We start from the raw sequence: 26,251 nt of genomic DNA, 5'->3' as shown, positions 1-26,251 counted from the left end.
GCGAGGATGAGCGCATGGCTTACGACGCGACCACGCTGCCCGACGTCTCCGGGCTGACCGTCGGCATCATCGGTGGCACCGGCGACCAGGGGCGGGGTCTCGCCTACCGGTTCGCCCGGGCCGGGCAGACCGTGCTGATCGGCTCCCGCACCGCGGAGCGGGCCACCCAGGCCGCCGCCGAGATCGCCGCGCTGCCCGGGATCCCGGACGGCGCTCTGGTCTCCGGCGGGGACAACGAGGACGTCGCCCGGCGCAGCGACGTGGTGATCGTCGCGGTGCCGTGGGACGGGCACGCGGCCACCGTCGCCGCGCTCGCCGGACCGCTGGCCGGCAAGATCGTGGTGGACTGCGTCAACCCGCTCGGCTTCGACAAGCAGGGCCCGTACGCGCTCGCGGTCGCCGAGGGCAGCGCCGTGCAGCAGGCCGCCGCGCTGCTGCCCGAGTCCCGGGTCTGCGCCGCGTTCAACCACGTCAGCGCGCCGCTGCTGGCCGACCCGGAGATCGACCGGATCGACCTGGACGTGCTGATCTGCACCGAGGACCGGGAACTCGTGGGCGTGGTCGGCGCGCTGGCCGCGCGGATCCCCGGCATGCGGGGCATCTACGCCGGGCGGCTGCGCAACGCCCACCAGATCGAGGCGTTCACCGCGAACCTGATCGCGATCAACAAGCGCTACAAGGCGCACGCCGGCATCCGGGTCACCGACCTCTGACGAGCGCGGCGGGAACCGGCCGGCGCCGGCTCCCGCCGTACCCACCTCAGAACGTGTGCTCGGCCGCCGGGAACTCGCCGTCGCGCACCTCGTCGGCGAACCGCCGGGTGGCGTCGGTCAGCGCGCCCGCCAGGTCGGCGTACCGCTTCACGAAGCGCGGCGCCCGGCCGGTCCGCAACCCGGCCATGTCCTGCCAGACCAGCACCTGCCCGTCGGTGTCCGGGCCGGCCCCGATGCCGACGGTGGGGATGGGCAGCTCGGCGGTGACCCGCTTGGCCACCTCGCCCGGCACCATCTCCAGCACCACCGCGAACGCGCCCGCCTCGGCCACCGCCCGCGCGTCGGCGAGCACCTCCTCGGCGGCCTCGCCCCGGCCCTGCACCCGGTAGCCGCCGAGCGTGTGCTCGCTCTGCGGGGTGAAGCCGATGTGCGCCATCACCGGGATGCCGGCGTCGGTGATCGCCTCGATCTGGGCGGCGCAGCGCCGCCCGCCCTCCAGCTTCACCGCGTGGCAGCCGCCCTCCTTCATGAACCGCACCGCGGTGCGCAGCGCCTGCGCCGGCCCCTCCTCGTACGAGCCGAACGGCAGGTCACCGACGATCAGCGAGTGCTTCGTGGCGCGGACCACGGCGCGCACCAGCGGCAGCAGCTCCTCGGCGGTCACCGGCAGCGTGGTCTCGTAGCCGAAGACGTTGTTCGCCGCCGAGTCGCCGACCAGCAGCACCGGGATCCCCGCCTGGTCGAAGATCGAGGCCGTGTACTGGTCGTACGAGGTCAGCATCGCCCACCGCTCGCCGCGCTCCTTGGCGGCGATCAGGTCGCGGGTGCGTACCCGCCGGGTGGCCGGCCCGCCGTAGAGGGCGGTCACCTCGGCCGGGGTGGACTCCACCATGACAATCTCCTTCCTCGAGGCCGCGCACGCGGTCCCCGGGTTCCCCGCGATCGTCGCACCGGGCGGCGGGCCGCGGGCAGGTCGGAGTGGAGGATGTCACTCCCCGGCCGGGGAAGGGGTCAGCCGTCCTCGCGCCACCGGTTGGTGATCGGCAGCCGCCGGTCCCGCCCGAACGCCTTCATGGAGATCTTGGTGCCGGGCGCGGACTGCCGCCGCTTGTACTCGGCGGTATCCACCATCCGCAGCACCTTGTCCACCACGGCCGGGTCGTGGCCGGACTCGACCAGGCCGTCGCGGCCCAGGTCGCCGTCGACGTAGCCGATCAGGATCGGGTCGAGCACGTCGTAGTCGGGCAGCGTGTCGCTGTCGAGCTGGCCGGGGCTCAGCTCGGCCGACGGCGGCTTGCCGATCGAGTTCTCCGGGATCGGCGGCGTCTGCCCGCGCCGCGCCGCGTCCGCGTTGCGCCACTTCGCCAGCCGCCACACCAGCGTCTTCCAGACGTCCTTGACCGGGTTGTAGCCGCCCACCGAGTCGCCGTAGAGCGTCGAGTAGCCCACCGCCAGCTCGCTCTTGTTGCCGGTGGTGAGCACCAGGTGGCCCTCCTGGTTCGACAGCGCCATCAGGATCACGCCGCGTACCCGGGCCTGGAGGTTCTCCACCGCCACCCCGGACAGCGACATGTTCGCCAGGAACGTGTCCACCATCGGCTGGATCGGCTCGACCCGGTAGTCCAGGCCGGTGCGCTTCGCCAGGTCCTCGGCGTCGGTGCGGGAGTGCTCGGATGAGTGCTGGCTGGGCATCGAGACGCCGACGACCCGCTCCGGGCCGACCGCGTCCACCGCGATGGCCGCCGCCACCGCCGAGTCGATGCCGCCGGACAGGCCGAGCACCACCGAGGGGAAGCGGTTCTTGTCGACGTAGTCGCGCAGGCCCAGCACCAGCGCGTGCCACACCTCGGCCTCGTCGGCGACCGGCTCGATGATGCCGCCGTCCGCAGCCGGTCCGGCCGGCGCGGCCGGGATCGCCGGGATGTCGTGGCGGGCCACGCGCATCCCGTCGCTCAGCGCGCCGGTCCCGCCGGGCGCACCTGCCGCCGCCGGCAGCTCCAGGTCGTGCACCAGCAGGTGCTCGACGAACTGCGGCGCCCGGGTCAGCAGCGTGCCGTCCGCGGCGACGATCATCGAGTCGCCGTCGTAGACCAGCTCGTCCTGGCCGCCGACCATGTTCACGTACGCGATGGCGGCACCGGCCTCGGCGGCGCGCCGGCGGACCAGCGGCAGCCGCACGTCGTCCTTGTTCAGCTCGTACGGCGAGCCGTTGATGCTCAGCACCAGCCCGACGCCGGCCTCCCGGGCCACCGCGAACGGGCCGCCGGCCTGCCACAGGTCCTCGCAGATGGTCAGCGCCACGTCCACCCCGCCGACGCGCACCACTGTCAGCGTGTCGCCGGGGACGAAGTAGCGGTCCTCGTCGAAGACGCCGTAGTTGGGCAGGTGGTGCTTGAAGTAGGTCGCCACCACCTCGCCCCGGTGCAGTACCGCCGCCGCGTTGCGGGCGCCCTTGCCCGGCTGGGCGTCGGAGCTGACCTGCGGGGGGCCGTCCGCGTCCAGGTAGCCGACCACCACCGGCAGCTCACCGAGACCGTCGGCGGCCAGGTCGGCGGCGAGCCGGTGCAGCGCGGCGCGGGACGCGGCCACGAACGAGCGGCGGAACACCAGGTCCTCGACCGGGTAACCGGTGAGCATCAGCTCGGGGAACAGGACGAGCTGGGCGCCGGCCTCGGCGGCCTGACGGGTCCACGAACGGACCAGGCCGGCGTTGCCGGCGAGATCGCCTACCGTCGGGTTGACCTGGCACAGGGCGAGACGCAGGGTGGGCATGCCTCCATCTTCCCCCAGCCGTCCGGGCCGAATCCGACAGGTCGCGGGATACCGGTGGCGGCCCCCGAGCGCATCCCGGCGGGCCGGACACGGCGGGACGGCCGGCCGGGGAGGGCGTAACGTCGGCGTAACGAGCCCGGTGGAGACTGGGCGGTCAGGCCGGGCCGGCCCGACCGGTGCGGACGTACGTGTCACGAGGGGTGGAAGTGGACCGTCAGCAGGAGTTCGTCCTCCGCACGCTGGAAGAGCGGGACATCCGTTTCGTCCGGCTGTGGTTCACCGATGTGCTCGGCACGCTCAAGAGCGTCTCGGTGGCCCCGGCGGAGCTGGAGGCGGCCTTCGACGAGGGCATCGGGTTCGACGGCTCCGCGATCGAGGGCTTCGCCCGGGTCTTCGAGTCGGACATGGTGGCCATGCCGGACCCGACCACGTTCCAGGTCTTCCCGTTCGAGGGCGGCGTCAGCGGCGAGAGCGCCCGGATGTTCTGCGACATCTCGCTGCCCGACGGCAGCCCTTCCTGGGCCGACCCGCGGCACGTGCTGCGCCGGATGCTCTCCCGCGCCGCCGACAAGGGCTTCACCTTCTACACCCACCCGGAGATCGAGTTCTTCCTGCTGGAGAACGGTCCGCAGGACGGCTCGGTGCCCGTCCCGGTGGACACCGGCGGCTACTTCGAGCACACCACGCACGCCGTCGCGCGGGACTTCCGCCGCCAGGCCGTGCTGGCGCTCGAGCGGATCGGCATCTCGGTGGAGTACAGCCACCACGAGGTCGCCCCCGGCCAGCAGGAGATCGACCTGCGCTACGCCGACGCGCTCACCACCGCCGACAACATCATGACGTTCCGGCACGTGGTGAAGGAGGTCGCGCTCTCCACCGGCGTGCAGGCCAGCTTCATGCCGAAGCCGTTCACCGACCAGCCGGGCAGTGGCATGCACACGCACCTGTCGCTGTTCGAGGGGGAGCGCAACGCGTTCCACGACGCCGGCGACCCGATGAAGCTGTCCAAGGTCGCGAAGTCGTTCATCGCCGGGCTGCTCACCCACGCCCGGGAGTACACCGCCGTCACCAACCAGTGGGTCAACTCGTACAAGCGGCTGTTCCCGCAGGCGCTGCCGGACCGGATCACCGAGAGCCCCGCGTACGTCTGCTGGGGTCACCTGAACCGGTCCGCGCTGGTGCGGGTGCCCGCTTACGGCAAGCCGAACTCGGCCCGGGTCGAGGTCCGCTCGCTGGACTCCGCGACCAACCCCTACCTCGCGTTCGCGGTGATGCTCGGCGCCGGCCTCAAGGGCATCGAGGAGGGCTACGAGCTGCCCCCGGGCGCCGAGGACGACGTCTGGTCGCTGAGCAGCGCCGAGCGCCGGGCCATGGGGTACGAGGCGCTGCCGGAGAACCTGGCCGAGGCGATCGACGTGATGGCCGGTTCCGAGCTGGTGGCCGAGGTGCTCGGCGAGCACGTCTTCGACTTCTTCCTGCGCAACAAGCGCTCCGAGTGGGAGCAGTACCGCCGCGAGGTCACCCCGTACGAGCGGCAGCGCTACCTCTCGCTCTAGATCACGCTGGCGCGGTGCCGCTATCGTCTGCGGCACCGCCCCGGCACCACCGCCGGGCGGGCGTGAGCCGGGGAGGCGTTGGTGCTGGGAGATCTGCTCGACGGGGCGTGGCAGAGCATCGTGTTCGGGATGGTCGGGGTCGCCCTGATGGCCGCCGGATTCCTGCTCGTCGACCTGCTCACCCCGGGCAAGCTGCGGGAGCTGATCTGGGTGCGCCGCAACGGCAACGCCGCGCTGCTGCTCGCCGCCAACCAGATCGGCATCGCCGGCATCGTCTTCACCGCCGTGCTGACCAGCTACAGCTCGTTCACCAAGGGGCTCGCGTCCACCGTGGTGTTCGGGCTGGTCGGCCTGCTGGTGATGGCGGTGGCCTTCCTGGTGCTGGACCTGCTCACGCCGGGCAAGCTGGGCGACGTCATCGCCGCCGACGAGCCGCACCCGGCCGCCAAGGTCAGCGCCGCCACCCACTTCGGCGCCGCGCTGATCGTCTGCGCCTGCATCGCCTGAGGGGTGTCGTACCCCCGGGTTAGCGTCCGGGGGTGAACCGCACCGACCGCCTCTACGCCCTGGTCGAGGAGCTGCGGGCGGTGTCGCCGCGCCCGCGCAGCGCGAGCTGGCTGGCCCGCCGCTTCGAGGTGAGCACCCGCACCGTCGAGCGCGACATCTCCGCGTTGCAGGGCGCCGGGGTGCCGATCTGGGCCGAGCCGGGCCGCACCGGCGGTTACGTGGTCGATCGGGCCCGCACGTTGCCGCCGGTCAACCTGACACCGGCCGAGGCGGTGGCGATGGCCGTCGCGCTGCACCGGCTCGGCGGCTCACCGTTCGCCCCGGCGGCGGGCGCCGCGCTGCGCAAGCTGGTCGCGGTGATGCCGCCGGCCGCTGTCGCCGAGGCGCACCAGCTCGCCGGCCGGGTGCACCTGGTCGGGGACGGGCCGGGCACGCCCGTCCCGGCCGCCGTCGCCGACGCGGTCGCCGCCGGGCGGGTGCTGCGCCTGCGGTACGCCGACCGCGGCGGCGCCGATTCGGCGCGCGACGTGGAGCCGCTGGCCTACCTGGGCAACTCGGTGCACTGGTACCTGGTCGCCTGGTGCCGGCTGCGCGACGGTGTGCGCTGCTTCCGCACCGACCGGATCGTGTCGGTGCATCCGCTGGCCGAGCCGGTGACCCGGGAGTGGCGTCCCGGCGACCTCGACGTGCCGGTCGACCGGGTGCGCCCGCTCACCCTGGTCTGATCCGGGTGGAAACACCGACAGGACGTTGTCGTGGCCCGGTACGAGGCTGAATCCTGACGACGCCGGCCGACCGCCGGCGCGAACGAGGAGGAAGCATGTCCAGCACGCCCGTGACCTGGTTCGAGATCGGCTCCGACCGCCCGGACGAGGCGCAGCGGTTCTACACCGAACTGTTCGGCTGGAGTTTCGAGCAGGGCGGCCCGGGCGGGTCGTACCGGCAGACGACGGCCGGTGGTGAGCCGGGGATCGGCGGCGCGATCCGGGGCACCGACGACGGCAACTACGCGACCTTCTACGCCCAGGTGGCCGACGTGGCGGAGACCTGCCGCCGGGCCGAGGAGGCCGGCGGCGCCGTACTGACCGCACCGATGACCACGCCGGCCGGCCTGGTGCGCGCCACGCTGCGTGACCCGTCGGGCAATCTGTTCGGCGTCTTCACCCCGCCCGCCGAGGGCTGACAGTACGTCGGGTGTGGTCGTCGTCGGGACTGCCGTACCGGAACGGCTTGGTGGCGGTGCCCGTTCGGGCACCGCCACCGGGGGTGGCCCCGCTCAGCTCCGGCCAGGAGGAGGGAACGGCCGGTGAGGGGCGGCGGGGCCACCGCGTCACTTGCCGCCCTGGCCCTCCTGCTCGGCCTCGGCGCCCTGGTCGGCCTTGTCGCCGCCCTTGCCGTGGTGGCCGGGCCGGCCGTCGTGGCCGCCCTTGCCCGGGCCCGGGAACACGCCCGCCTCGGCGGCCTTGAGCACCGCGTCGGCCTGCTCCTGGGTGAGCTTGCCGTCGGTGACGGCCTGGTCCAGCCGCTCCTTCAGCGCGGCCTGCCGGTCCTCGGTCGACGGCCGCTCCGGCCGCTCCGGACGGTCGCCCTGGCGCTGCTCGTGCAGCTTCTCCAGCGCCGCGGTGACCTTGTCGGTCGGGACGCCCAGCTCCTCGGCGAGCGCCTCGGCGAACTCGGCCTGCCGGTCGGCGTGCTTCTGGCGGCGGTCGTCACCCTGGTCGGTGGTGCTGCTGGCGCTCGAAGACGGGTTCGGGCTCTTGTCGTCGGCGAGCGCCACCGTCGGGGCGGCGATCCCGACGCCGAGCACACCGGCGGCGGCCAGGCCGGCCAGCAGGTGCTTCTTCGACATCGTGCGGATCATGCGATTCTCCTGTTCGGTGGTGGTGCGATGACGTCACCGACAGTGGTCGCCGGAACTGAGGGCAACCCGTGGCGAACCTGTCAGCGAGCTGGCAATCCCGTCCGAAAGGCCCGAATTATTCGTGTTGCCGGTGCGCCGTAGCGCCCGCGAGGCTGGGCGAAACCCGACGAAAGGCCACTCGATGACACAGCCCGCCATCCGTGAGATCCCGCTCACCGGACCGGGCTCCGGCCCGTACTCGATCACGGTCGGGTCCGACGGCGCGCTCTGGCTGGCGCTGGCCGGCTCCGGCGGCGTCGCCCGGCTCGGTCTCGACGGTGCGGTACGGACCTACCGCGACGACCCGCCCGGCAGCCGCCCGCTGATCATCGTCGGCGGCCCCGACGGCGCGCTCTGGTACACCCGCTCGGGCGACGACCGGCTCGGCCGGATCACCGTCGACGGCGAGACCGGCTCGGTGCCGCTGCCGCCCGGCTGCGGCCCCTGCGGGCTGGCGGTGGGCGCGGACGGCGCGCTCTGGTACGCCGGGATGAGCGACGACACGGTCGGCCGGGTGAGCGTCGACGGGGAGGTGGCGTCCTTCCCGCTGCCGGTCGACAAGGGTTTCCCGTCGATGCTGGCGGCCGGCCCGGACGACGCGCTCTGGCTCACGCTCAACCAGGCGAACGCGGTCGCCCGGGTGGACCTGGACGGGAAGGTGGCAGTGCATCCGCTGCCCACCGAGGCGGCCGGGCCGGTCGGCATCACCCGCGGTGGCGACGGCGCGCTCTGGTTCGTCGAGATCGTCGCCGGGCAGCTCGGCCGGATCACGCCGGACGGGCGGATCGACGAGTTCCCGCTGCCGGATCGGGCGGCGCGCCCGCACGCGATCGTCGCCGACCCGGCCGGTGGCTGCTGGTTCACCGAGTGGGGCGCCAACCGCATCGGCCACATCGACCCCGACGGCCACATCACCGCCCACGCCCTGCCGACCCCGGCGTCCGAACCCCACGGCCTCACGGTCACCCCCGACGGCGCGGTCTGGGTCGCCCTGGAGATCGGCGCCGTGGCCCACCTGACCCCGCCCGCCTCGCTCACGCCGCGCTGATCACGCCGCCCCGGCCGCGTTGATCATGAAGTTAGTGGCAGTTGTGGATCTCCAGACCGCCGCTAACTTCATGATCGTCGGGTCGGGTCGGGTGGGGTGGGGTGGGGCGGTGCCGGGCCGGGTGGGGCGGCGGGCGTCAGCTGACGGCGGCGGTGGCCGTCAGGGTGCCTGTGGTGGCGTCGAGCAGGGCGGGGGTGCCTACCGGGACGGTGAGCTGGTTGGGGCCGTGGCCGATCGGCAGGCCGCCCAGGACCGGCACGCCCAGGTCGCCCAGCCGGTCGGTGAGCACGTCCACGACTGTGGTGTCCCAGCCGTCCGCGCACTCGGTGAACTGGCCGACCGCCACCCCGGCGATACCGTCCAGCGCACCGCAGCGGCGCAGGTGGGTGAGCATCCGGTCGATCTTGTACGGCGGTTCCTGCACCTCCTCGACCAGCAGGATCGCCCCGGTCAGGTCGGGCATGTCCGGCGTGCCGACGGAGGCGGTGATCAGGCACAGGTTGCCACCGATCAGCCGGCCCTCGGCCCGCCCGGGCACCCGCACCGGGTACGTCTCCTCCGCCTCGGCCGCCGCCACCGTGACCGGTTCAGTGCTGGTCAGCGCGGCGTGCAGCGACTCCGCCGAGCGGACCGGCGTGCGCTCGTCCCGCCACGCGGCGCCCGGCCCGTGCACCCCGGCCAGGCGGGCGCCCCGCCACAGCGCGAACTGCAACGCGGTGATGTCGGAGAACCCGGCCACCACCTTCGGATCCCGGCGTACCGCGGCCATGTCGATCAGGTCGACCACCCGCTGCGCGCCGTAGCCGCCCCGGGTGCAGATCACCCCGCGGATCTCCGGGTCGGCGAACGCCGCGTTCAGGTCCGCGGCCCGCAGCGCGTCGTCGCCGGCCAGGTAACCCCGCCTGGCGTACGCGTTGGGCGCGGGCACCGGCCGCAGCCCCCACCCGGTGAGCAGCTCGATGCCGCGGGCCACCCGTTCGGGACGGGTCGGCCCGGACGGGGACACCAGCATCACCGCGTCGCCGGGACGCAGGGCCGGTGGGCGCAGGCAGTCGTCAGGCACGATCGGAGCCTAGGGCCTGCCGGACCGTGCTCTGTCGGCCGCACCGGTTAGCCTCGACGTCGTGGCGACCGCGCTGGTGATCGAGAACGACCCGACCGACGACCTCCGCCGCCTGGGGGAGTGGCTCACCGAAGGGGGCCTTGAGCTGCGCGTGCTGCGTCCGCACGCCGGTGACCCGCTCCCCGACGACCTGGAGGGGTACGCCGCGCTCGTGGTGCTCGGCGGCGACCAGCAGGCATACCCGGGGTCCGACGGCGCTCCGGGCGCACCCTGGTTCCCGGCGCTGGAAGGGCTGCTGCGCAAGGCGGTCCGCAAGCGCGTGCCCACGCTGGCGGTCTGCCTCGGCGCGCAACTGCTCGCCACCGCGCACGCCGGCCGGGTCGAACGCAGCCCGTCCGGCCCGGAGGTCGGGCCGGCGCTCGTCGGGCGGCGCGACGCCGCCGAGGACGACCCCCTGTTCCGGTACGTGCCGCTGATGCCCGACGTGCTCCAGTGGCACGCCGACGAGATCACCGAGCTGCCGCACGGCGCGACGCTGCTCGCCGCGTCCACCCGCTACCCGCACCAGGCGTTCCGCCTCGGCGACCGGGCCTGGGGGCTGCAGTTCCACATCGAGTGCGACACCGCGATGATCGCCGAGTGGTCCCGCGACTCGGCCGTGCTGGCCGAGCTGGGCTACGACCCCGAGCTGGTGGTGGCCGCCTGCGACCGGGTGATGGCCGACGTCGAGGAGGCGTGGCAGCCGTTCGCGATCCGGTTCGCCGCACTCGCGCTCGGCGAACTCGGCGACGACAACCCGCGCCGCAGCCTGCCGCTGCTCGGGGCCTGACGGTGACCCGGCCGGCCCGCGGGCGCCTGGCCCGCTACGGATTCGCCGAGGGTGACGGCGCCACCCGCGCCGCCGACCTGCTCGGCCCGGACGGGCTCGCCCTGTGGCGGCCCGACACCCAGGAACCCGCCGACGAACGCGCCGCCGAGCTGCTCGGCGCGCTGTCCCGGGCCGCCGACCCGGACCTGGCCCTGCGTCAGCTGCACCGGCTGGTCGAGTCCGAGCGGCGCTCCGGCGACGAGGTGGCCGTACGCGACGCCCTGGCCGCCGACCCCGGGCTGCGCCGCCGGCTGATCGCGGTGCTCGGCGCGTCCTCCGCGCTCGGTGACCACCTGGTCGCCAATCCCGGGCAGTGGGCGGTGCTGGCGACCGAGCCGGACGGGCTCGCCCCCACCGCGGACGGCCGGCTCGACCTGAGTGTCGCCGCCCGGCTCACCACCATGACCGGCGCGGTTCCGCTGCTGCGGCAGGCGTACCGACTCGCGCTGCTGCGGATCGCGGCGGCCGACCTGACCGGCGGGCGCGGCCTGGAACAGACCATGGCGGCGCTGTCCGGGCTGGCCGACGCCACGTTGGCCGCCGCCTACGACATCGCCGCCGACGAACTCCCAGAGGGCACGCCGCGTCCCCGCCTGGCAGTGGTGGCGATGGGCAAGTGCGGTGGCGACGAGCTGAACTACGTCTCCGACGTCGACGTCATCTTCGTCTCCGCCACCGACGACGACCTGCCCGCCGCGACCCAGATCGCCACCCGGCTGATCCAGATCTGCGGGCTGGTGGCCTGGCCGGTCGACGCGGCGCTGCGGCCCGAGGGCAACCGGGGGCCGCTGGTCCGCACGCTCGCCAGCCACCTCGCCTACTACAAGCGCTGGGCGCGCACCTGGGAGTTCCAGGCGCTGCTCAAGGCCCGCCCGGCCGCCGGTGACCTGGAGCTCGCAAAGGAGTGGATCGACGAGCTGGCCCCGCTCGTGTGGACCGCCGCCGAACGCCCCGAGGCGGTCGAGGACGTCCGGTCCATGCGCCGCAAGATCCTCGACAACGTGCCGCCCAAGGAGCTGGAACGCGAGATCAAGCGCGGTCCGGGTGGGCTGCGCGACATCGAGTTCGCCGTCCAGCTGCTCCAGCTCGTGCACGGCCGGGGCGACGAGTCGCTGCGGGTGCCCGGCACCGTGCCGGCGCTGCGCGCGCTCGTCGCCGGCGGCTACGTGGGCCGCGCCGACGGGGAGGCGTTGCTGCGCGGCTACCGCTTCCTGCGCGCCGTCGAGCACCGGCTCCAGCTCCAGGCTCTGCGCCGCACCCACACCGTGCCGACCGAACCGGCCGCGCTGCGCTGGCTCGCCGCCGCGCTCGGCTACGTGGCCACGCCGGGCCGCAGCGCCGTCGAGGAGTTCCGCGCCGAGTGGGTCACCCACGCCACCGAGGTACGCCGGCTGCACGCCAAACTGCTCTACCGGCCGCTGCTCGAATCCGTGGCCCGCGTACCGGCCGAAGGGTTGCGCCTCACGCCCGAGGCGGCCCGGCACCGGCTGGAGGTGCTCGGCTTCGCCGACCCGGCCGGCGCGCTGCGGCACCTGCAGGCGCTCACCGGCGGCGTCAGCCGTACCGCCGCCATCCAGCGCACGCTGCTGCCGGTGCTGCTCGACGAGTTCGCCGACGCCCCCGAGCCGGACCGCGGTCTGCTCAACTACCGGCAGGTCTCCGACAAGCTCGGCAGCACCCCCTGGTACCTGCGCCTGCTGCGCGACTCCGGCCCGGTGGCGCGCCGGCTGGCCCGGGTGCTGTCCTCGTCCCGGTACGCGGCCGACATGCTGGCCCGCGAACCGGAGGCGCTGCGGCTGCTCGCCGAGGACAGCGAACTGACCCCGCGTCCACGGGAGACCCTCGTCGAGGGCTTCGCCGCCGCTGCCGCCCGCCACGACGACCCGGTCGAGGCGATCCGGGCGGTCCGCGCGCTGCGCCGCCGGGAACTGGTCCGGATCGCCGCCGCCGACGTGCTCAGCCACGCCGGCTCGCTCGCACCGCTCACCTCGCGCCCGGTCGGCGGCGGGGAACGCCGGCCCACTGTGGTGGACGTGACTGCCGTCGGCACCGCGTTGTCGCACGTCGCCGACGCCACGCTGGCCGCCGCGCTGCGCGCCGCCCGTACCGTCCACCCCGGACCGCCCGGCCTGCGCTTCGCGGTGATCGGCATGGGCCGGCTCGGCGGGTACGAGTCGAACTACCTCTCCGACGCCGACGTGCTGTTCGTCTACGACCCGCCGCCCGGGGTGGAGGAGAGCGCGGCGAGCGCCGCCGCACAGGCCATCGCCGAGGAACTGCGCCGGCTGCTGTCCGCGCCCGCCCCCGACCCGCCGCTGGGCGTCGACGCCGACCTGCGCCCCGAGGGCCGGCAGGGTCCGCTGGTTCGCAGCCTGGCCGCGTACGCGCAGTACTACGCGCGCTGGTCCCGGGTGTGGGAGGCGCAGGCGCTGCTGCGGGCCCGGTTCGTCTGCGGCGACGCCGACCTGGGCGCCGAGTTCGAGGCCATGATCGAGCCGGTGCGTTACCCGGCCGAAGGGCTGAGCCGCGAGCAGGTGGTGGAGATCCGCCGGATCAAGGCGCGGGTGGAGACCGAGCGGCTGCCCCGCGGTGCCGACCCGGCCACCCACACCAAGCTCGGCCGGGGCGGGCTCGCCGACGTCGAGTGGGCGGTGCAGTTGCTCCAGCTGCGGTACGCCGGTCAGGTGCCCGCCCTGCGCGGCACCCGTACGCTCGACGCCCTCGCCGCCGCCCGCGACGCCGGGCTGCTCGACCCGTCAGACGCCGCCGAGCTGGCGGCCGGCTGGACGCTCGCCGCCGAGGTGCGCGACGCGTTGATGCTGGTACGCGGCCGGGCCGGGGACCAGTTGCCCCGGCACGGGGTGGAGCTGGCCGGTGTGGTGCGGCTGCTGGGGCGGGAGGACCAGGGCGAGTTCCTCGACGAGTACCTGCGCACCGGCCGCCACTCCCGCACAGTCGTCCAGCGAATCCTGGAGTCCCCCCTCTAGCCCACGCCGCCCCCTCCCGCCGCGCCCTCCCACCCCGCCCTCCGCGCCCCGCACACCGCGCCGCGCGGCGATCTTGCAGTTACGGCCCCGCGCAGGCCGGATAGGCCCGATTTGCCGGGGCGGAAAGCGCAAGATCGCCGCGCTCACGCCGCGCCGCTGAATGCTCATCTCGGCGGGATCGGGATCGGGGGAGGGGACGGTGGGTCAGCTTGTGACGGTGTAGGTGCCGGGTCGGGGGACCGTCACCGTTGTCCACTTGCCGTCTCGGGTGACCTTGGCGTTGTTGGAGGCCGTGAGCCAGGGGGTGTGGCGGACGCGGATCGGGATCGGGCCGGGGGTGGGGGCGCGGAACGTGATCGAGGCGCCGTCCTGGCGGACCAGCTCACCAGGTGCGCCGACCAGCGGGGTGGGGTCGGCGACCGCGTACAGCTTCCAGTGCCGGTCGGACCAGACCTCGGTCAGGTACGGCTGGCCCGTCTCCACCAGCTTCGCCTCCGACGCGCCCACCCAGGAGAACTCGGCGTCGGGCACCGCCACGTACTGCACCGCGTTGTCGGCCAGCCAGTCCCGGTAGGTGATCGGGGTCAGCGGGATGCCGGTGCCGTCCGCGCCGGGCACCGTGGTGAAGAACAGCGGATTGCGGTCGATGTCTGCCTGCCGAAGCCAGCCCCGCGCGAGCGGCACCTCGCCCATGTGGGCCGCCTCCCAGTAGTTGCGGGTCGGCGGCACCTCCACCCGCCCGGTGAGCCCGCGCCGGGCCAGCTCCGCGCGCAGCGGCGCGAAGTACGCCGGGTCGGCCGTCGGGTCATCGGCGCTGCGCAGGTCGGCGGTGACCACCGGCGGCTGCCACCAGCACACCACCGCCAGCAGCGCGGCAAGCCCGACCGCCCCGGCGACCCGGGAGCGCCGACCGGCGGCGCGAAGCCGACCGGACAGCGGGGTGGGGAGCGTCGCGGCGGCGGCCAGCACCGGCAGCGCGAACATCACCACCAGGCGGGTGGCGTTCAGGCCGACCGGCGTGTGCAGCAGCGCCGACGCCAGCACCCCGGCCGCGGACAGCAGCGCGCCCACCCGCACCGGCCGGTACGCGACGAGAGCCGTCACGACCAGGCTCGTCACCACGGCGTGCACGGTGTCGGCAGTGCTGATGTTCATCCAGCCGCCCTCGCCGAACAGCAGTCCGGTCACGGCGAGCAGCGCGGCGGCCGGTACGGTGAGCAGCAGGCCGTCGGCGTACCGGCGGGTCAGCAGCAGCGCGACGCCGGCGAGCCCGACGAACAGCCCGGCCACCGGACTGGCCGCGGAGGCGAGCATCGCGGCGGCACCGGCGGCGACGGCCGCCCAGACGTTCCGGCCGCCACCCGCTGCACCGGCCGGGTCGGCAGCGGCACCGGCGGCGAGGCGGGCGCGGCGGGCGGGGACGGTGAGCGCGAGCAGCGCGGCCAGGCCGAACGCGACGCCCAGGGCGTACGTGACCCGGCCGGACACCAGGTTGCCGGCGATCGTGACCACACCGACCAGGCTGCCCAGCAGTGGTCGGGGCACCCGGGTCCGCACCAGCAGGGCGGCGAACGCGGTGGCGGAGGCGAGTAGGGCGAGCGCGCCGGTGACGCGTACCCCGAGCAGCGCCATCAGCGGCGGCGAGACGAGGCTGTAGCCCCACGGGTGCACGCCGCCGTACCAGCGCAGGTCGACCAGGGCGGCCCCGTGGTCGGCGAAGAAGCCGGCGCGGGCGGCCTGCGCGGACAGGTCCGAGCCGGTGGCCGGCAGCGTGAGGTAGAGCACGCATAGGACGAGCGCCGACACGGCGGAGACCGCCACCACCCGACCGCCCCGCATGCCCACCTCCTGATCGCGAACCACCGTACTGGCAGCATGTCGGACGTGCCTCACCACCTCTCGCGCTGGATCGGCCTGGCGGGTTCGGTGCTGCTCGCCGTGGCCGCGTACCTCGGTGGCGCCCTGCCCGACGGCGAGTTGCGTCCCACCCCGGTCAGCATCTGGCAGGGCCCGAACGGGCCGCTGATCATCGGGTTGTGGCTGGTCGGCACCGGGCTGCTGGCGTGGGCCTGGTGGTCGCTGCGGGACAGCGTGCCGTCGGCCCGCTGGGTGCTGGTCACCGTGGCCCTGTGGCTGCTGCCGATGCTCGTCGCGCCGCCGCTGGGCAGCCGGGACGTGTACGCGTACGCGTGTCAGGGCGCCAGCTTCTCGGCCGGGATCAACCCCTACGAGCAGGGCGTGTCAGCGTTGCCGTGCCCCTGGCTGGACACCATCTCCTACATCTGGCGGGACACCCCGGCACCGTACGGTCCGCTGTTCGTGCTGCTCGCCGGCGCGGTGGTGGAGGCCACCGGCTCGCTGCTCGGCGCCGTCGTGCTGTTCCGGGCGCTCGCCGTGGCCGGGGTGGCGCTCACCGCGTGGGCGCTGCCGGTGCTGGCCCGCCGCTGCGGGGTGCCGCCGCAGCGGGCGCTCTGGCTGGCGCTGGCGAGCCCGCTGGTGCCCGTGCACCTGGTCTCCGGCGCGCACAACGACGCGCTGATGATCGGCCTGCTCGTGGCCGGGCTGGCGGTGGTCGCGGCCCGTCCGGGCCGGCCCGGGCCGCTGCTCGCCGGCGGGGCGCTGCTCGGACTCGCCGCCGCCGTCAAGGTCACCGCGCTGGTCGTGATGCCGTTCGCCGCGCTGGCCGCGATCGTCGGGGCGTACCGGATCAGGACGCTCGTGCGCGACGGCGGGTGGGTGGTCGGCGGCTCGCTCGCGGCGCTCGCCGCGGTGACCGTCGCGTCCGGCCTGGGGCTGGGGTTCGTCAGCGGGCTGGAGCAGGGCGGGCTGGTGGTGGCGTGGACGTCGCCGCCGACGGCGGTGGGGCAGACGGTGGGCTACCTGCTGGCGCCGTTCGGCGTGCACGTCGACGCGCTGCCGGTGACCCGGGCGATCGGCATGGTCGTGCTGGTCGCCGTGCTGATCTGGCTCTGGTTCCGGTCGTTCCGTCGCGGTGAACCGTTCTGGCACGCCGGGCTGGCTCTCACCGCCACCGTCGCGCTCTCCCCGCTGTTCCACCCCTGGTACTGGCTGTGGCCGCTTGCGGTGCTCGCCGCCACCGCGCACCGCACGCTCTGGTTCTCGATCGTCACAGTGGTGTCGTCGTTCCTGGTGCTGGCCGACGGCACCGGGCTGGCCCGGTACTCCAAGATGCCCGGTGCGCCGCTGATGACCCTGTTCGTGATCGGGCTGGTCGTGTGGTTGGTACGGTCGGCTCGCCAGGGCCGGCAGCCGGTTCCCGTGGACTGAGGAGTGTGCCGGTGAGCGAGCCCGACGGACCCGTCCGGCCGATCGCCGCCGGTCTCGCCCGCTACACCGGCCTCGCCGGGGCCGTGCTGCTCACCGTCGCCGGATGGCTCGGCGGCGCACTACCCGGCACGCCTTCGCGCGCCACGCTCGCCGCGATCTGGGCCGCACCGCACGGGCCGGCGGCGCTCGCCTGCTGGCTGGCCGGAACGCTGCTGCTCGTGGGCGCCTGGTGGTCGCTGCGGTGGGGCGCACCGACCGGCCGGTGGGCGTACGTGACCGCCGGGCTCTGGTCGCTGCCGCTGCTCGCCGCGCCGCCGATCGGCAGCCGCGACGTCTACTCGTACGCCTGCCAGGGCTGGACGTGGACGCAGGGGCTCAGCCCGTACCGGGTGGGGGTCGCGGCGGCCGGCTGTCCGTGGACCGACTCGGTGTCGCCGATCTGGCGGGACACCCCGGCGCCGTACGGGCCGTTCTTCGTCCTGCTGGCCGGGCTCGCGGTCCTCGCCGGTGGCGGCCTGATCGGGACGGTCGTGGCGCTGCGGCTGGTAGCGGTGGCCGGTGTGCTGCTGGCCGCGCTCTGCCTGCCCGGCCTGGCCCGCGCCGCCGGGGTACCCACCCGCCGGGCCGCCTGGCTGGTGCTCGCCTGCCCGCTCGTCGGGATCCACCTGGTGGCGGGCGCGCACAACGACGCGCTCGCGCTCGGGCTGCTCCTGCTCGGCCTGCTGGTGCTGGTCCGCCTGCCGGGCAAGCCGCGCGCGCTGCTGGTGGCCGGGGTGGTGCTGGGCCTGGCCGTGGCGGTGAAGGCGGTCGCGGTGGTGGCGCTGCCGTTCGCGGCCCTCGCCGCAGTGCTCGGCCGCTACACCTGGCGAGCGCTGCTGCGCGACGGCGGGCAACTCGCCGCGTCGGTGCTCGGCACGCTGCTGGTCCTCTCGCTCGCCACCGGCCTCGGGCTGGGCTGGGTGGGAGGGCTCGGCCACAGCGGCGACTCGCAGCAGTGGACGTCCCCGCCCACCGCCGTCGGATTCGTGATCGACTACGCCGGTGAGCTGGCCGGCCTGCGGCCGGCGGCGGTGCCGGTGGCCCGGGCGGTCGCGCTGGTGCTGCTGGCCGGGACGCTGGTGGCGCTCTGGTGGCGGGCGTGGACGACGCTGCGCCGGCTCAACGACACCCGGCAGCGGGTGGCCCGGCTGACGCTGGCCCGCCCTCGGGTGGCGCTGCTCGGCGCGGGCCTGGCGCTCGCCGCCACCGTGCTGCTCGCCCCGGTCTTCCACCCCTGGTACGCGATCTGGCCGCTGACAGTGCTCGCGGTCGCGGCGGTGCCGCTGGCCCGGCAGGTCTGGTTCGTGGCGCCCTGCGCGGTCGCCTCGGCGCTGACCCTGCCGGACGGATCCAACCTGGCCCGGTTCAGCAAGGCGCCGGGCGCGGTGCTGATGACGGCGCTGGTGGTGGTCGTCGCGGTGGCCGGCGTCCGGGCCGCGTTGCGCCACCGCGCCGCATTGCGCCGTACCGCGTGAAACGGCCGGGCCGGCTCCGCCATCGCGGAGCCGGCCCGGCCGGTGCTGACGAGCGTGCTCAGCAGTCGAAGTACATCGCGAACTCGTGCGGGGTCGGGCGCAGACGCACCGGGTCGACCTCGTTGGCCCGCTTCCAGTCGACCCAGGTCGAGATCAGGTCCGGCGTGAACACGCCGCCGTCGAGCAGGTAGTCGTGGTCGGCCTCGAGCGCGTTGAGCACCTCCGGCAGCGAACCCGGAACCTGCTTGACGTCGCCCCACTCCTCCGGCGGCAGGTCGTACAGGTCCTTGTCGATCGGCGCCGGCGGCTCGATCTTGTTCTTGATGCCGTCCAGGCCGGCCATCATCATGGCCGAGAACGCCAGGTACGGGTTGCTGGACGGGTCCGGCACGCGGAACTCGACGCGCTTGGCCTTGGGGTTGCTGCCGGTGACCGGGATGCGGGTGCAGGCGGAGCGGTTGCGCTGCGAGTAGACCAGGTTGACCGGCGCCTCGAAGCCCGGCACCAGACGACGGTAGGAGTTCACCGTCGGGTTGGTGAAGGCCAGCAGCGACGGGGCGTGGTGCAGCAGGCCGCCGATGTACCAGCGGGCGGTGTCGGACAGGCCGGCGTAGCCGGTCTCGTCGTAGAACAGCGGTTCGCCGCCGCGCCAGAGGCTCTGGTGGGTGTGCATGCCGGAGCCGTTGTCACCGAACAGCGGCTTGGGCATGAACGTCGCGGTCTTGCCGGCGGCCCAGGTCTCGTTCTTGACGATGTACTTGAACAGCTGGAGCTGGTCGGCGGCGTGCAGCAGGGTGGAGAACTTGTAGTTGATCTCCGACTGGCCGGCGGTGCCGACCTCGTGGTGCGAGCGCTCGACGGTGAAGCCGCCGTCGACGAGGCGCCGCACGATCCGGTCACGCAGGTCGGCGTAGTGGTCCACCGGCGGCACCGGGAAGTAGCCGCCCTTGTAGGCGGTCTTGTAGCCGCGGTTGCCGCCCTCCTCGATCCGGCCGCTGTTCCAGGCGCCCTCGATCGAGTCGATGTAGTAGAACGACTGGTGCGCCGAGGTCTCGTGGCGGATCGAGTCGAAGATGTAGAACTCCGCCTCGGCGCCGAAGTAGGCGGTGTCGGCGATGCCGCTGGCGGCGAGGTACGCCTCCGCCTTCTTCGCCACGTTGCGCGGGTCGCGGGAGTACGCCTCGCGGGTGAACGGGTCGTGGATGAAGAAGTTGAGCGCGAGCGTCTTCTGGGCCCGGAACGGGTCGATGAAGGCGGTGGCGACGTCCGGCAGCAGGAGCATGTCGGACTCGTGGATGGCCTGGAAGCCGCGGATCGAGGATCCGTCGAAGGCGAGGCCGTCGGTGAAGACGCTGTCGTCGAACGACTCGACCGGCAGGTTGAAGTGCTGCATCACGCCGGGCAGGTCACAGAAACGTACGTCGACGAACTTCACGTCCTCGTTGGCGAGGTATCGCAGGAGTTCCTCGGAATTGGCGAACACACGTCCTCCTGGCAGGTCCACTCCGGTAGCTGGCTACTGGCGACGCTATGGCCGGGGGGTTGCCCTGCCGTGTCTCGTCTGTTTCCGCCGTGTTACGTCGCTTGCGGAGCGTCATCTCGGCACGCTGTGATGCTGAATGTCGTATTTTCCGTCAGAGGTCGAGGCGGCGCTACCCTGGCCGCTGTGACCGATACCGCCGCCACACCGGTGCCGCCCGCCACCGACCCCGCCTTCACCCCGCCCAGCCTCGGCCGCCGCTTCGGCGCCCTGATCATCGACTGGGTGCTGTGCCTGATGGTCGCCCGGGCCTTCTCCGACCCGGTCCGCGACGGCTGGCCGCCGGTCCTGGTACTGATTCTGGAGTACGGCTTCTTCCTCGGCCTGTTCGCCCAGACCCCCGGCATGTTCCTCACCCGGCTGCGCTGCGTGTCCTGGGCCGACGGCGGCCGGATCGGGCTGCTCCGCGGACTGCTGCGCGGCTTCCTGCTGGCCCTCGTGGTGCCGGCGCTGCTGATGGACGAGCACCGGCGCGGCCTGCACGACCGGCTCTCCGGGTCGGTCGTCACCGACGCCCCGCGCCGCTGACCCGCACGACGAAGGAGCCGGCCCCGCACGGGGACCGGCTCCTTTTCGCGTACGCCGGAAGTCAGCGACCCCGGGTCTGCCGGAACGCGCCACGCGCCGGCCGCATGTTCTTCGGGATCGCGCCCTTGGGCATCTGCGGCCGCGCGGTGAGCGCCTTGAGCCGCTTGTCGAGCGCGTTGACGTCCTTCGGGGAGAGGGCACGCGGCAGCCGCATCAGCGTCATCCGCAGCTTGCGGACGGGCAACTCACCCTCGCCCTGCCCGATCACGTAGTCGTGCAGCGGGGCGGTGCCGATCACCTTCGCCAGGCGGCGCTTCTCCTGGCCGAGCAGGCCGCGGACGCGCTGCGGGTTGCCCTCGGCCAGCAGGATCACGCCCTGCCGGCCCACCACCAGGTGCACCATGTCCATCTGGGTGGTGGAGCTGACCGCCGGGGTGACCCGCCAGTCGCCGCGCATGCTCTCCATGATCTGTGCCGCCGCGCCCGGCTGCCCCTCGGCGGCGTTCATCATCGCCTTGTTCGAGCGCAGGTTGAGCACGATCAGCACGGCCAGCAGGGCGAGCAGGATGCCGATCGGCAACCAGATCCAGCCCCAGGCGATCACCGCGACCACGGTGAGCGCGAGCGGGATCAGCACCGCCGCCGCGGTCAGCGGCGCGAACCACTTGTCCTGCTTGGCGGTGAACCGGAACACCATCCCGATCTGCTTCAGCCGCTGGCCGAACGAGACCTTCTCCTGGGGCTTTGCCATACCGCAGAGTCTAGTGGTCGGCGCGCACCCCGTTGATCCGTGGCCGCCCCCTGCGCCGAGGGCTGAGTACCTTACCGCCGCTCCGTCCCGGACCGGCCCGCCGGTAAGGAGGCCGGACGGCCGAAGATCAGGCGGCGTACCCATGCCCCGGGGGCACCTTCGCGCGGAGAGTCGATCTCGACAGGGAGACACCGCACGACAGGGAGATCCGAGATGTTCGGCAACGACGCAGACCTCATCCTCAGCATCCACCGCAGCCACGCCGCCGAGCTGCAGGCCGACGCGGCTCAGGACCGGCTCGCCCGGTCGCTGCCACGCCGGCACCCGCGCGGCTGGCTCAGCCGCCGCCGGCACAACGCCCGCCCCGCCGACGCCCGCCGGTGACCGCACCGGCGGCCGTCGCCGGGATCGTGGGCGTGGCCGGTGCCGCAGGGAAGGTCGCCGGTCCGGCCGTCACGGGGGCGGCCGGACCGGCGGCTACGCGCGGTCCGATCGGCCCGGTTGGGCCGTCGGGGGCGCGTGGCATGCTCGACGGCGTGACCGTACGCGCTGCCAGCACCGTCCTCGTCGGCCGCCGGCCCGAGCTGACGGCGCTCGGCGACGCGCTGACCCGGTCCCGGTCCGGCGAGCCGACGACGGTGCTCGTCGGCGGCGAGGCGGGTGTCGGCAAGACCCGGCTGCTGGAGGAGTTCGGCACCCAGGTGGACGCGGCCGGCGCGCGCCTGCTCGTCGGCCAGTGCCTGGAGCTGGGCGAGGCCGGTCTGCCGTTCGCCCCGTTCGCCGCCGCGCTGCGCGACGTGCTGCGCCACGACGGGCCGGCCGCCTTCGCCGGTTACGAGGCGGAGTTCGCCCGGCTGCTGCCCGAACTGGCCCGGATGCCCGCAGGCGTCGCCGCGCCCGCCGGGCCGGCCCTCGCCGACACCCCGCGCGGCTACCTGTTCGACCTGGTCGCCGACCTGTTCCGGCGGATCGCCGAGGAACGCCCGCTGGTGCTCGTGATCGAGGACCTGCACTGGGCCGACCGGTCCACCCGGGATCTGATCGGCTTCCTGGTGCGGGCCGCCCGCGCCACCCGCCTGCTGGTCGTCTGCACGTACCGCACCGACGAACTGCACCGCGGGCACCCGCTGCGGCCGTTCCTCGCCGAGCTGGACCGCGTCCGCGGCGTGGACCGGATCGAGCTGGGCCGCCTCGACCGCGACGGCACCGCCGCCGTACTGGCCGACCTGCTCGGCATCGAACAGATCGCCCGGACCGTCGACGAGGTGCACGAACGCACCCAGGGCAACCCGTTCTTCATCGAGGAACTGGCCGCCGCCGGAGGGCCGGTCGGCTGCGCGGCCATCCCGGAGACGCTGCGCGACCTGCTGCTGGCCCGCGTCGACCGGCTGCCCGAGCCGGCCCAGCGGGTGCTGCGGATCGCCGCCGCCGGCGGGACCCGCTTCGCCCACCAGCTGCTCGCCGAGGTGGCCGGCCTGCCCGAGGCCGAACTGGAGGACGCGCTGCGCGCCGCCGTCGCCGGGCAGCTCGTGGTGGCCGACCCGGACGGCGACTACGAGTTCCGGCACGCGCTGGTCCGCGAGGCCGTGCACGACGACCTGCTGCCCGGCGAGCACGCGCGGCTGCACGCCCGCTACGCCGCCGCGATCGAGGCCAATCCGCACCTGGTCGCCGCCGGCCGCGCGCCGGCCGAGATCGCCCACCACTGGTACGCGGCACACGACCACCCCCGCGCGCTCACCGCCGCCCGGGTCGCCGCCGAGGCGGCGGCCGAACGGTACGCGTACGCCGAGCAGAGCCGGCTGCTGGAGCGCGTCCTCGAACTGTGGGAGCAGGTGCCCGACGCCGCCAACCGGCTCGGCATGGACCACCTGCGGGTGCTGGAGGACACGCTCACCGCGGCGGTGACCGCCGGAGACCTCAGCCGGGCGCTCACCCTCACCCGGGCGGCGCTGGCCGAGGTCGACTCCGACGCCGAACCGCTGCGCGCCGCGCGCCTGCTCGACCATCGGGGCCGGTTGTTCGCGCTGCTCGGCAAGAGCGACGGCGCGACCGAGCTGCGCGAGGCGTACCGGCTGGCGGCGGGCGCGCCGCACGGCCCGGAACGGCTCGGTGTGCTCGCCGACATCGCGTCGCACCTGATGAAGGTCGACCCTCGGGAGGCCGCCTCGGTCGCCACCGAGGCCGCGGCCGGCGCGTCCGAGGTCGGCACCGAACTGGTGCTGCTGCCCACCCGGATCGCCCTGCTGCACCGCATCGACGGCACGCCGGAGGTGGGACTGGCCGAGCTGCGCCGGGTGGAGGCGCGAGCCCGGGCGGCAGACGACTCGTGGGCCCTGGTCAGCGCGCTGGTCTTCCTCTCCGACGTGCTCTACGAACTGGGCCGCTACGACGAGTCCGAACAAGCCGCCGCGGCCGGGGTGACCGAGGCGCGCCGGGTCGGCATCAGCCGCTCGATCGGGGCGTACCTGCTGTCGAACCGGGCCGAGGCACTGATCGCGCTGGGCCGCTGGGACGAGGCGGACGCCACCTGCGCCGAGGCGGCCCGCATCGACCCGCCCGGCGTGTCCGGGCTGCACTGGCTGCAACTGCGCGCCGGGCTCCACCTCGCCCGCGCCCATCCGGGCGCGGACGAGGTCGTCGGGCGGGCGCTGGCGTTCCTCGGCCGCCCGTACCTCTGGCCGAACCACCGGCTGCCGCTGCACGAGCTGCGCGTGGAGGCGGCGCTCGCCGCCGACGACAAGCCCGAGGCGGTACGCGCGGCGCGCGCCGCCCTGGCCGACGCGCACCTGGCGGACCTGCCCCGCGAGGGCTGGCCGGTGTTGAACGCGCTGGCGCGTACCGCCGCGCTGACCGGGGACGCGATGCTCGCTGCCGAGGTGTCGGCGGTGGCCGCCGCGCTGCCGGCCCGGCACCCGGCCGAGCACGCCCACGCCGCCCACGTCACCGCGATCCTCGGCGGTACGGCGCCCACCGCTCCCGCCGAGGCGCTCGCCGCCTGGCGGGTGGCCGTGGCGGCGTGGCGGGCGGCCGGGCAGCCGTACCCGCTGGGCCGGGCGTTGCTCGGGCTGGCCGAGGCGGCCGCGGCGGCGGGCGAGCGGGACGAGGTGGCCGCCGCGGTACGGGAGACGGCCGAGCTGGCCGCCCGGCTGGGCGCCACCCCGCTGGGCGAGCAGGCGGCGACGCTTGCCCGCCGGGTCGGGCTGCGCGGCACCGGGCGACCCGGGCCGGACCTGCTGACCAGCCGGGAACAGGAGGTGCTGCGGCTGGTCGCCGAGGGGCACAGCAACCGCCGGATCGCCGAGCGCCTGTTCATCTCGCCGAAGACGGCGAGCGTGCACGTGTCCCGGATCATCGCCAAGCTCGATGTGACCAACCGGGTGGAGGCCGCCGCGCTGGCGCACCGCCTGGGCCTGCTCGACCGGCCGTCACCCGCCCCGGCCCAGCGCCGCGTCCGGTAGCGCGCCGGTCCGTGCCGCGTCGGCCGGGCGCCGGGCCGGTAACCGCGCCGGGTCCGGGTCAGCGGCGCGGCAGGTAGATCCGCCAGCCGGCCACCGTGGCGACGTCGAGCGCGCCCGACTCGGCGCCGACGCGTTCGTCCAGCCGCGCGGCCAGCGGCGAGCCGGCCGGTGCCACCCACGCCGCGTCCGGGTCGGCGGCCACCTCCCGCCGGTACGCGGGCAGCCTGTCGAAACCGGGGCTCAGGTCGTCGTCGACCACGGCGCAGAGCACGTTCTCGCCGGTCGCGTAGGTGAGCCGGTTGCACGTCCAGTAGCCGCCGCGGACGTTCCGCACGTCGAGCGCGCCGAGCGTGTCCACGAGCGACCGGTGCCGGTCGGCCTCGGCGTGCACGGCCGGCGCGGTCCGCACCACGTCCACAGTGGCCGCCGCGCCGGTGCCGAGCACCCCCGCGAGCACCGCCAGTGCCCCCGCCCCCGCCACTCGGGCCCTCCTCCCGGCCGCCCGCCCGCCGGTCGCCTTGATCGACTCCACTTCGGGGAGATGGCGGTATCCGCTCTCCTCCGATACCGCCACCTCGGCGAACTTGCGGAGCCCCGTCAGCCGGCGGGCGGCCTGCCACAGTGGCCAGAACAGGGCGGGCACGGCGACCGCCAGGCACGACAGGTAACGGCTGCTCTCGATCGGCGTCTGCCCGGCCGCGTTGCTCACCGCGTACGCCCCGAGCACGCCCGCCGCCCCGCCGAGCAGCGCCAGCCGCACCCCGGCCGACACCCGCTCCGCCGAGCCCGGCCCGCCGGGGCGGAGGGCGTGCCACGCGGTGAGGGCGGCGAGCACCAGCAGCACCGGGAACGCGACGGCCCACCAGAGCTGCCAGGTGGCACACCGGCCGGGGGAGCAGAAGCCCATCGCCAGCGGCGGCCCGAGCACCAGTGCGCCGTGCAGCCGGTCCGCCCAGTCCGCCGGCGCACCCGTGCCACCTGCGGCCAGCACCGCGGCCACCGGGTTGCGGCCGTGCCGGATGCTGTCGGCGAGCATCGGCGCCGCACCCAGCAGCAGCGTGCCCGCCAGCACCACCCCGGCCCGGCCGGCCAGTTCCCGCCACCGCCACGCCACGAGCAGCACGCCGAGCGTCAGCACGTACGGCAGGATCAGCGGGTCCACCCAGAGCAGCACCCCCGAGACCAGTCCCCAGGCCGCCCAGCGGGGCAGCCGCGCGCCCGCCCCGGTCACGCAGAGCCCGACGGTGAGCAGCGCCAGCGCGGCGCCGGCCGGGTTCAGCTCCGGATAGCCGCCACCGGCGATGAGCTGGTTCTTCACCACCCGGTCCGAGCCGAGCGCCAGCACGGCCACGACGAGCAGGGCGTACCAGCGGTCACCGCCGAGCCGCCGGGTCAGCCGCCAGGACAGCAGCAGGAACAACGCGTACAGCGCCAGCGTGGGCAGCCGCAGCACGAGCACCGACGGCCCGGCCAGCGCGACCAGCGGCGCGGCCAGGTACGCCTCGAGCGTGCCCATGTAGGCCTGGCCGTAGAACCACACCGGGAAGCCGTCACCGCGGGCGACGTGCAGGGCGGCCAGCCCCATCGTCGCCTCGTCGCTGTTTGTGGGCGGTACGTCGGCGAACAGCAGCGCCAGCCGGTAGCCCACACCGGCGAACCCGACGAGCAGGGCGAGCAGCGTCGGCAACGGCAGCCGCCGGGGCGTACGAGGGCGCACGGATTCGCGTGGCTCCTCGCGTACCCCGGCGGTCATGC

21 protein-coding genes are annotated in these 26,251 nt (G+C 74.4%); 13 read left to right on the top strand and 8 right to left on the bottom strand.

Annotated elements, in window-relative coordinates; translation table 11 throughout:
- The first annotated feature begins 14 nt into the window (after positions 1 to 14).
- Positions 15 to 713 carry an NADPH-dependent F420 reductase gene (gene npdG / locus O7546_RS20855; RefSeq protein ID WP_194801103.1) on the top strand — a complete coding sequence of 233 codons (699 nt, stop codon included), beginning with the start codon at positions 15 to 17 and terminating at the stop codon, positions 711 to 713.
- A 46-nt stretch (positions 714 to 759) separates the two neighbouring features.
- Here npdG and panB read toward each other — a convergent pair whose 3' ends face one another.
- Together panB and O7546_RS20845 are read right to left on the bottom strand one after the other, a co-directional pair.
- A complete protein-coding gene (gene panB, locus O7546_RS20850; RefSeq protein WP_269697396.1) occupies positions 760 to 1,605 on the bottom strand; it encodes a 3-methyl-2-oxobutanoate hydroxymethyltransferase in 846 nt (281 codons plus the stop codon).
- A 119-nt stretch (positions 1,606 to 1,724) separates the two neighbouring features.
- A complete protein-coding gene (locus tag O7546_RS20845; protein WP_194801105.1) occupies positions 1,725 to 3,485 on the bottom strand; it encodes an NAD+ synthase in 1,761 nt (586 codons plus the stop codon).
- Positions 3,486 to 3,691: 206 nt separating this feature from the next.
- Here O7546_RS20845 and glnA (O7546_RS20840) point away from each other — a divergent pair, with 206 nt between their 5' ends.
- The 4 genes from glnA (O7546_RS20840) to O7546_RS20825 all read left to right on the top strand — a co-directional run bounded on the left by glnA (O7546_RS20840) (position 3,692) and on the right by O7546_RS20825 (position 6,731).
- Positions 3,692 to 5,041: a type I glutamate--ammonia ligase gene (gene glnA / locus O7546_RS20840; RefSeq protein WP_194801106.1), complete on the top strand. Its 1,350-nt coding sequence runs from the start codon at positions 3,692 to 3,694 to the stop codon at positions 5,039 to 5,041.
- An 81-nt stretch (positions 5,042 to 5,122) separates the two neighbouring features.
- Positions 5,123 to 5,548: a DUF350 domain-containing protein gene (locus O7546_RS20835; RefSeq protein WP_269697395.1), complete on the top strand. Its 426-nt coding sequence runs from the start codon at positions 5,123 to 5,125 to the stop codon at positions 5,546 to 5,548.
- Positions 5,549 to 5,580: 32 nt separating this feature from the next.
- Complete coding sequence (locus tag O7546_RS20830) at positions 5,581 to 6,273, top strand: YafY family protein (RefSeq protein WP_269697394.1); 693 nt, start codon at positions 5,581 to 5,583, stop codon at positions 6,271 to 6,273.
- A gap of 95 nt (positions 6,274 to 6,368) precedes the next feature.
- Positions 6,369 to 6,731: a VOC family protein gene (locus tag O7546_RS20825; protein ID WP_194801109.1), complete on the top strand. Its 363-nt coding sequence runs from the start codon at positions 6,369 to 6,371 to the stop codon at positions 6,729 to 6,731.
- A gap of 147 nt (positions 6,732 to 6,878) precedes the next feature.
- Here the strand turns inward: O7546_RS20825 and O7546_RS20820 are convergent, their stop codons facing one another.
- Positions 6,879 to 7,409, bottom strand: a complete 531-nt coding sequence (locus tag O7546_RS20820) for a hypothetical protein (RefSeq protein ID WP_194801110.1) — start codon at positions 7,407 to 7,409, stop codon at positions 6,879 to 6,881.
- Positions 7,410 to 7,590: 181 nt separating this feature from the next.
- On the opposite strand from O7546_RS20820, the gene O7546_RS20815 reads away from it, so the two are divergent.
- The gene (locus tag O7546_RS20815) at positions 7,591 to 8,496 is read left to right on the top strand and encodes a virginiamycin B lyase (RefSeq protein ID WP_194801111.1); all 906 of its coding nucleotides are present in this window, start codon (positions 7,591 to 7,593) and stop codon (positions 8,494 to 8,496) included.
- A 136-nt stretch (positions 8,497 to 8,632) separates the two neighbouring features.
- Here O7546_RS20815 and O7546_RS20810 read toward each other — a convergent pair whose 3' ends face one another.
- Positions 8,633 to 9,562 (bottom strand): LD-carboxypeptidase, encoded by a 930-nt coding sequence (locus tag O7546_RS20810; RefSeq protein ID WP_194801293.1) that lies wholly within the window; start codon positions 9,560 to 9,562, stop codon positions 8,633 to 8,635.
- Between the two features lie 58 nt (positions 9,563 to 9,620).
- Between O7546_RS20810 and O7546_RS20805 the strand changes: the two genes are divergently transcribed.
- Together O7546_RS20805 and O7546_RS20800 are read left to right on the top strand one after the other, a co-directional pair.
- Positions 9,621 to 10,388, top strand: a complete 768-nt coding sequence (locus tag O7546_RS20805; RefSeq protein WP_194801112.1) for a type 1 glutamine amidotransferase — start codon at positions 9,621 to 9,623, stop codon at positions 10,386 to 10,388.
- Positions 10,389 to 10,390: 2 nt separating this feature from the next.
- Positions 10,391 to 13,414 carry a bifunctional [glutamine synthetase] adenylyltransferase/[glutamine synthetase]-adenylyl-L-tyrosine phosphorylase gene (locus O7546_RS20800; protein ID WP_194801113.1) on the top strand — a complete coding sequence of 1,008 codons (3,024 nt, stop codon included), beginning with the start codon at positions 10,391 to 10,393 and terminating at the stop codon, positions 13,412 to 13,414.
- A gap of 204 nt (positions 13,415 to 13,618) precedes the next feature.
- Here the strand turns inward: O7546_RS20800 and O7546_RS20795 are convergent, their stop codons facing one another.
- A complete protein-coding gene (locus O7546_RS20795; protein WP_281599961.1) occupies positions 13,619 to 15,253 on the bottom strand; it encodes a hypothetical protein in 1,635 nt (544 codons plus the stop codon).
- A gap of 45 nt (positions 15,254 to 15,298) precedes the next feature.
- Between O7546_RS20795 and mptB (O7546_RS20790) the strand changes: the two genes are divergently transcribed.
- Both mptB (O7546_RS20790) and mptB (O7546_RS20785) read left to right on the top strand, forming a co-directional pair.
- Complete coding sequence (gene mptB / locus O7546_RS20790; protein ID WP_281599960.1) at positions 15,299 to 16,702, top strand: polyprenol phosphomannose-dependent alpha 1,6 mannosyltransferase MptB; 1,404 nt, start codon at positions 15,299 to 15,301, stop codon at positions 16,700 to 16,702.
- A gap of 11 nt (positions 16,703 to 16,713) precedes the next feature.
- Positions 16,714 to 18,216, top strand: coding sequence for a polyprenol phosphomannose-dependent alpha 1,6 mannosyltransferase MptB (gene mptB, locus O7546_RS20785; RefSeq protein ID WP_269697391.1), 1,503 nt, complete (start codon positions 16,714 to 16,716; stop codon positions 18,214 to 18,216).
- A gap of 58 nt (positions 18,217 to 18,274) precedes the next feature.
- Here mptB (O7546_RS20785) and glnA (O7546_RS20780) read toward each other — a convergent pair whose 3' ends face one another.
- On the bottom strand, positions 18,275 to 19,699 hold the full coding sequence (gene glnA, locus O7546_RS20780) for a type I glutamate--ammonia ligase (protein ID WP_013287749.1): 1,425 nt from the start codon (positions 19,697 to 19,699) through the stop codon (positions 18,275 to 18,277).
- Positions 19,700 to 19,828: 129 nt separating this feature from the next.
- Between glnA (O7546_RS20780) and O7546_RS20775 the strand changes: the two genes are divergently transcribed.
- Positions 19,829 to 20,284, top strand: a complete 456-nt coding sequence (locus O7546_RS20775; protein ID WP_228532181.1) for an RDD family protein — start codon at positions 19,829 to 19,831, stop codon at positions 20,282 to 20,284.
- 61 nt (positions 20,285 to 20,345) lie between these two features.
- On the opposite strand, the gene O7546_RS20770 is transcribed toward O7546_RS20775, so the two are convergent.
- Positions 20,346 to 21,035 carry a DUF4191 domain-containing protein gene (locus O7546_RS20770; protein WP_013287747.1) on the bottom strand — a complete coding sequence of 230 codons (690 nt, stop codon included), beginning with the start codon at positions 21,033 to 21,035 and terminating at the stop codon, positions 20,346 to 20,348.
- Positions 21,036 to 21,248: 213 nt separating this feature from the next.
- On the opposite strand from O7546_RS20770, the gene O7546_RS20765 reads away from it, so the two are divergent.
- Together O7546_RS20765 and O7546_RS20760 are read left to right on the top strand one after the other, a co-directional pair.
- A complete protein-coding gene (locus O7546_RS20765) occupies positions 21,249 to 21,419 on the top strand; it encodes a hypothetical protein (RefSeq protein ID WP_194801117.1) in 171 nt (56 codons plus the stop codon).
- Positions 21,420 to 21,571: 152 nt separating this feature from the next.
- Positions 21,572 to 24,496, top strand: coding sequence for an AAA family ATPase (locus tag O7546_RS20760; protein ID WP_281599959.1), 2,925 nt, complete (start codon positions 21,572 to 21,574; stop codon positions 24,494 to 24,496).
- A 58-nt stretch (positions 24,497 to 24,554) separates the two neighbouring features.
- Here the strand turns inward: O7546_RS20760 and O7546_RS20755 are convergent, their stop codons facing one another.
- The gene (locus tag O7546_RS20755) at positions 24,555 to 26,249 is read right to left on the bottom strand and encodes a DUF423 domain-containing protein (protein ID WP_281599958.1); all 1,695 of its coding nucleotides are present in this window, start codon (positions 26,247 to 26,249) and stop codon (positions 24,555 to 24,557) included.
- Positions 26,250 to 26,251 lie beyond the last annotated feature (2 nt).

Source organism: Micromonospora sp. WMMA1976 (assembly GCF_027497335.1).
GTDB lineage: Bacteria > Actinomycetota > Actinomycetes > Mycobacteriales > Micromonosporaceae > Micromonospora > Micromonospora aurantiaca.
The sequence above is the reverse complement of the archived record's forward strand: the minus strand, read 5'-3'. Positions and strand labels throughout refer to the sequence as shown.

Coding starts and splice junctions, on each gene's coding strand:
- npdG (WP_194801103.1), top strand. CDS start 15: ATGGCTTACGACGCGACCACGCTGCCCGACGTCTCCGGGCTGACCGTC.
- panB (WP_269697396.1), bottom strand. CDS start 1,605: ATGGTGGAGTCCACCCCGGCCGAGGTGACCGCCCTCTACGGCGGGCCG.
- O7546_RS20825 (WP_194801109.1), top strand. CDS start 6,369: ATGTCCAGCACGCCCGTGACCTGGTTCGAGATCGGCTCCGACCGCCCG.
- O7546_RS20755 (WP_281599958.1), bottom strand. CDS start 26,249: ATGACCGCCGGGGTACGCGAGGAGCCACGCGAATCCGTGCGCCCTCGT.
- O7546_RS20765 (WP_194801117.1), top strand. CDS start 21,249: ATGTTCGGCAACGACGCAGACCTCATCCTCAGCATCCACCGCAGCCAC.
- O7546_RS20795 (WP_281599961.1), bottom strand. CDS start 15,253: ATGCGGGGCGGTCGGGTGGTGGCGGTCTCCGCCGTGTCGGCGCTCGTC.
- O7546_RS20845 (WP_194801105.1), bottom strand. CDS start 3,485: ATGCCCACCCTGCGTCTCGCCCTGTGCCAGGTCAACCCGACGGTAGGC.
- O7546_RS20815 (WP_194801111.1), top strand. CDS start 7,591: ATGACACAGCCCGCCATCCGTGAGATCCCGCTCACCGGACCGGGCTCC.
- O7546_RS20775 (WP_228532181.1), top strand. CDS start 19,829: ATGCTGAATGTCGTATTTTCCGTCAGAGGTCGAGGCGGCGCTACCCTG.
- O7546_RS20770 (WP_013287747.1), bottom strand. CDS start 21,035: ATGGCAAAGCCCCAGGAGAAGGTCTCGTTCGGCCAGCGGCTGAAGCAG.
- O7546_RS20820 (WP_194801110.1), bottom strand. CDS start 7,409: ATGATCCGCACGATGTCGAAGAAGCACCTGCTGGCCGGCCTGGCCGCC.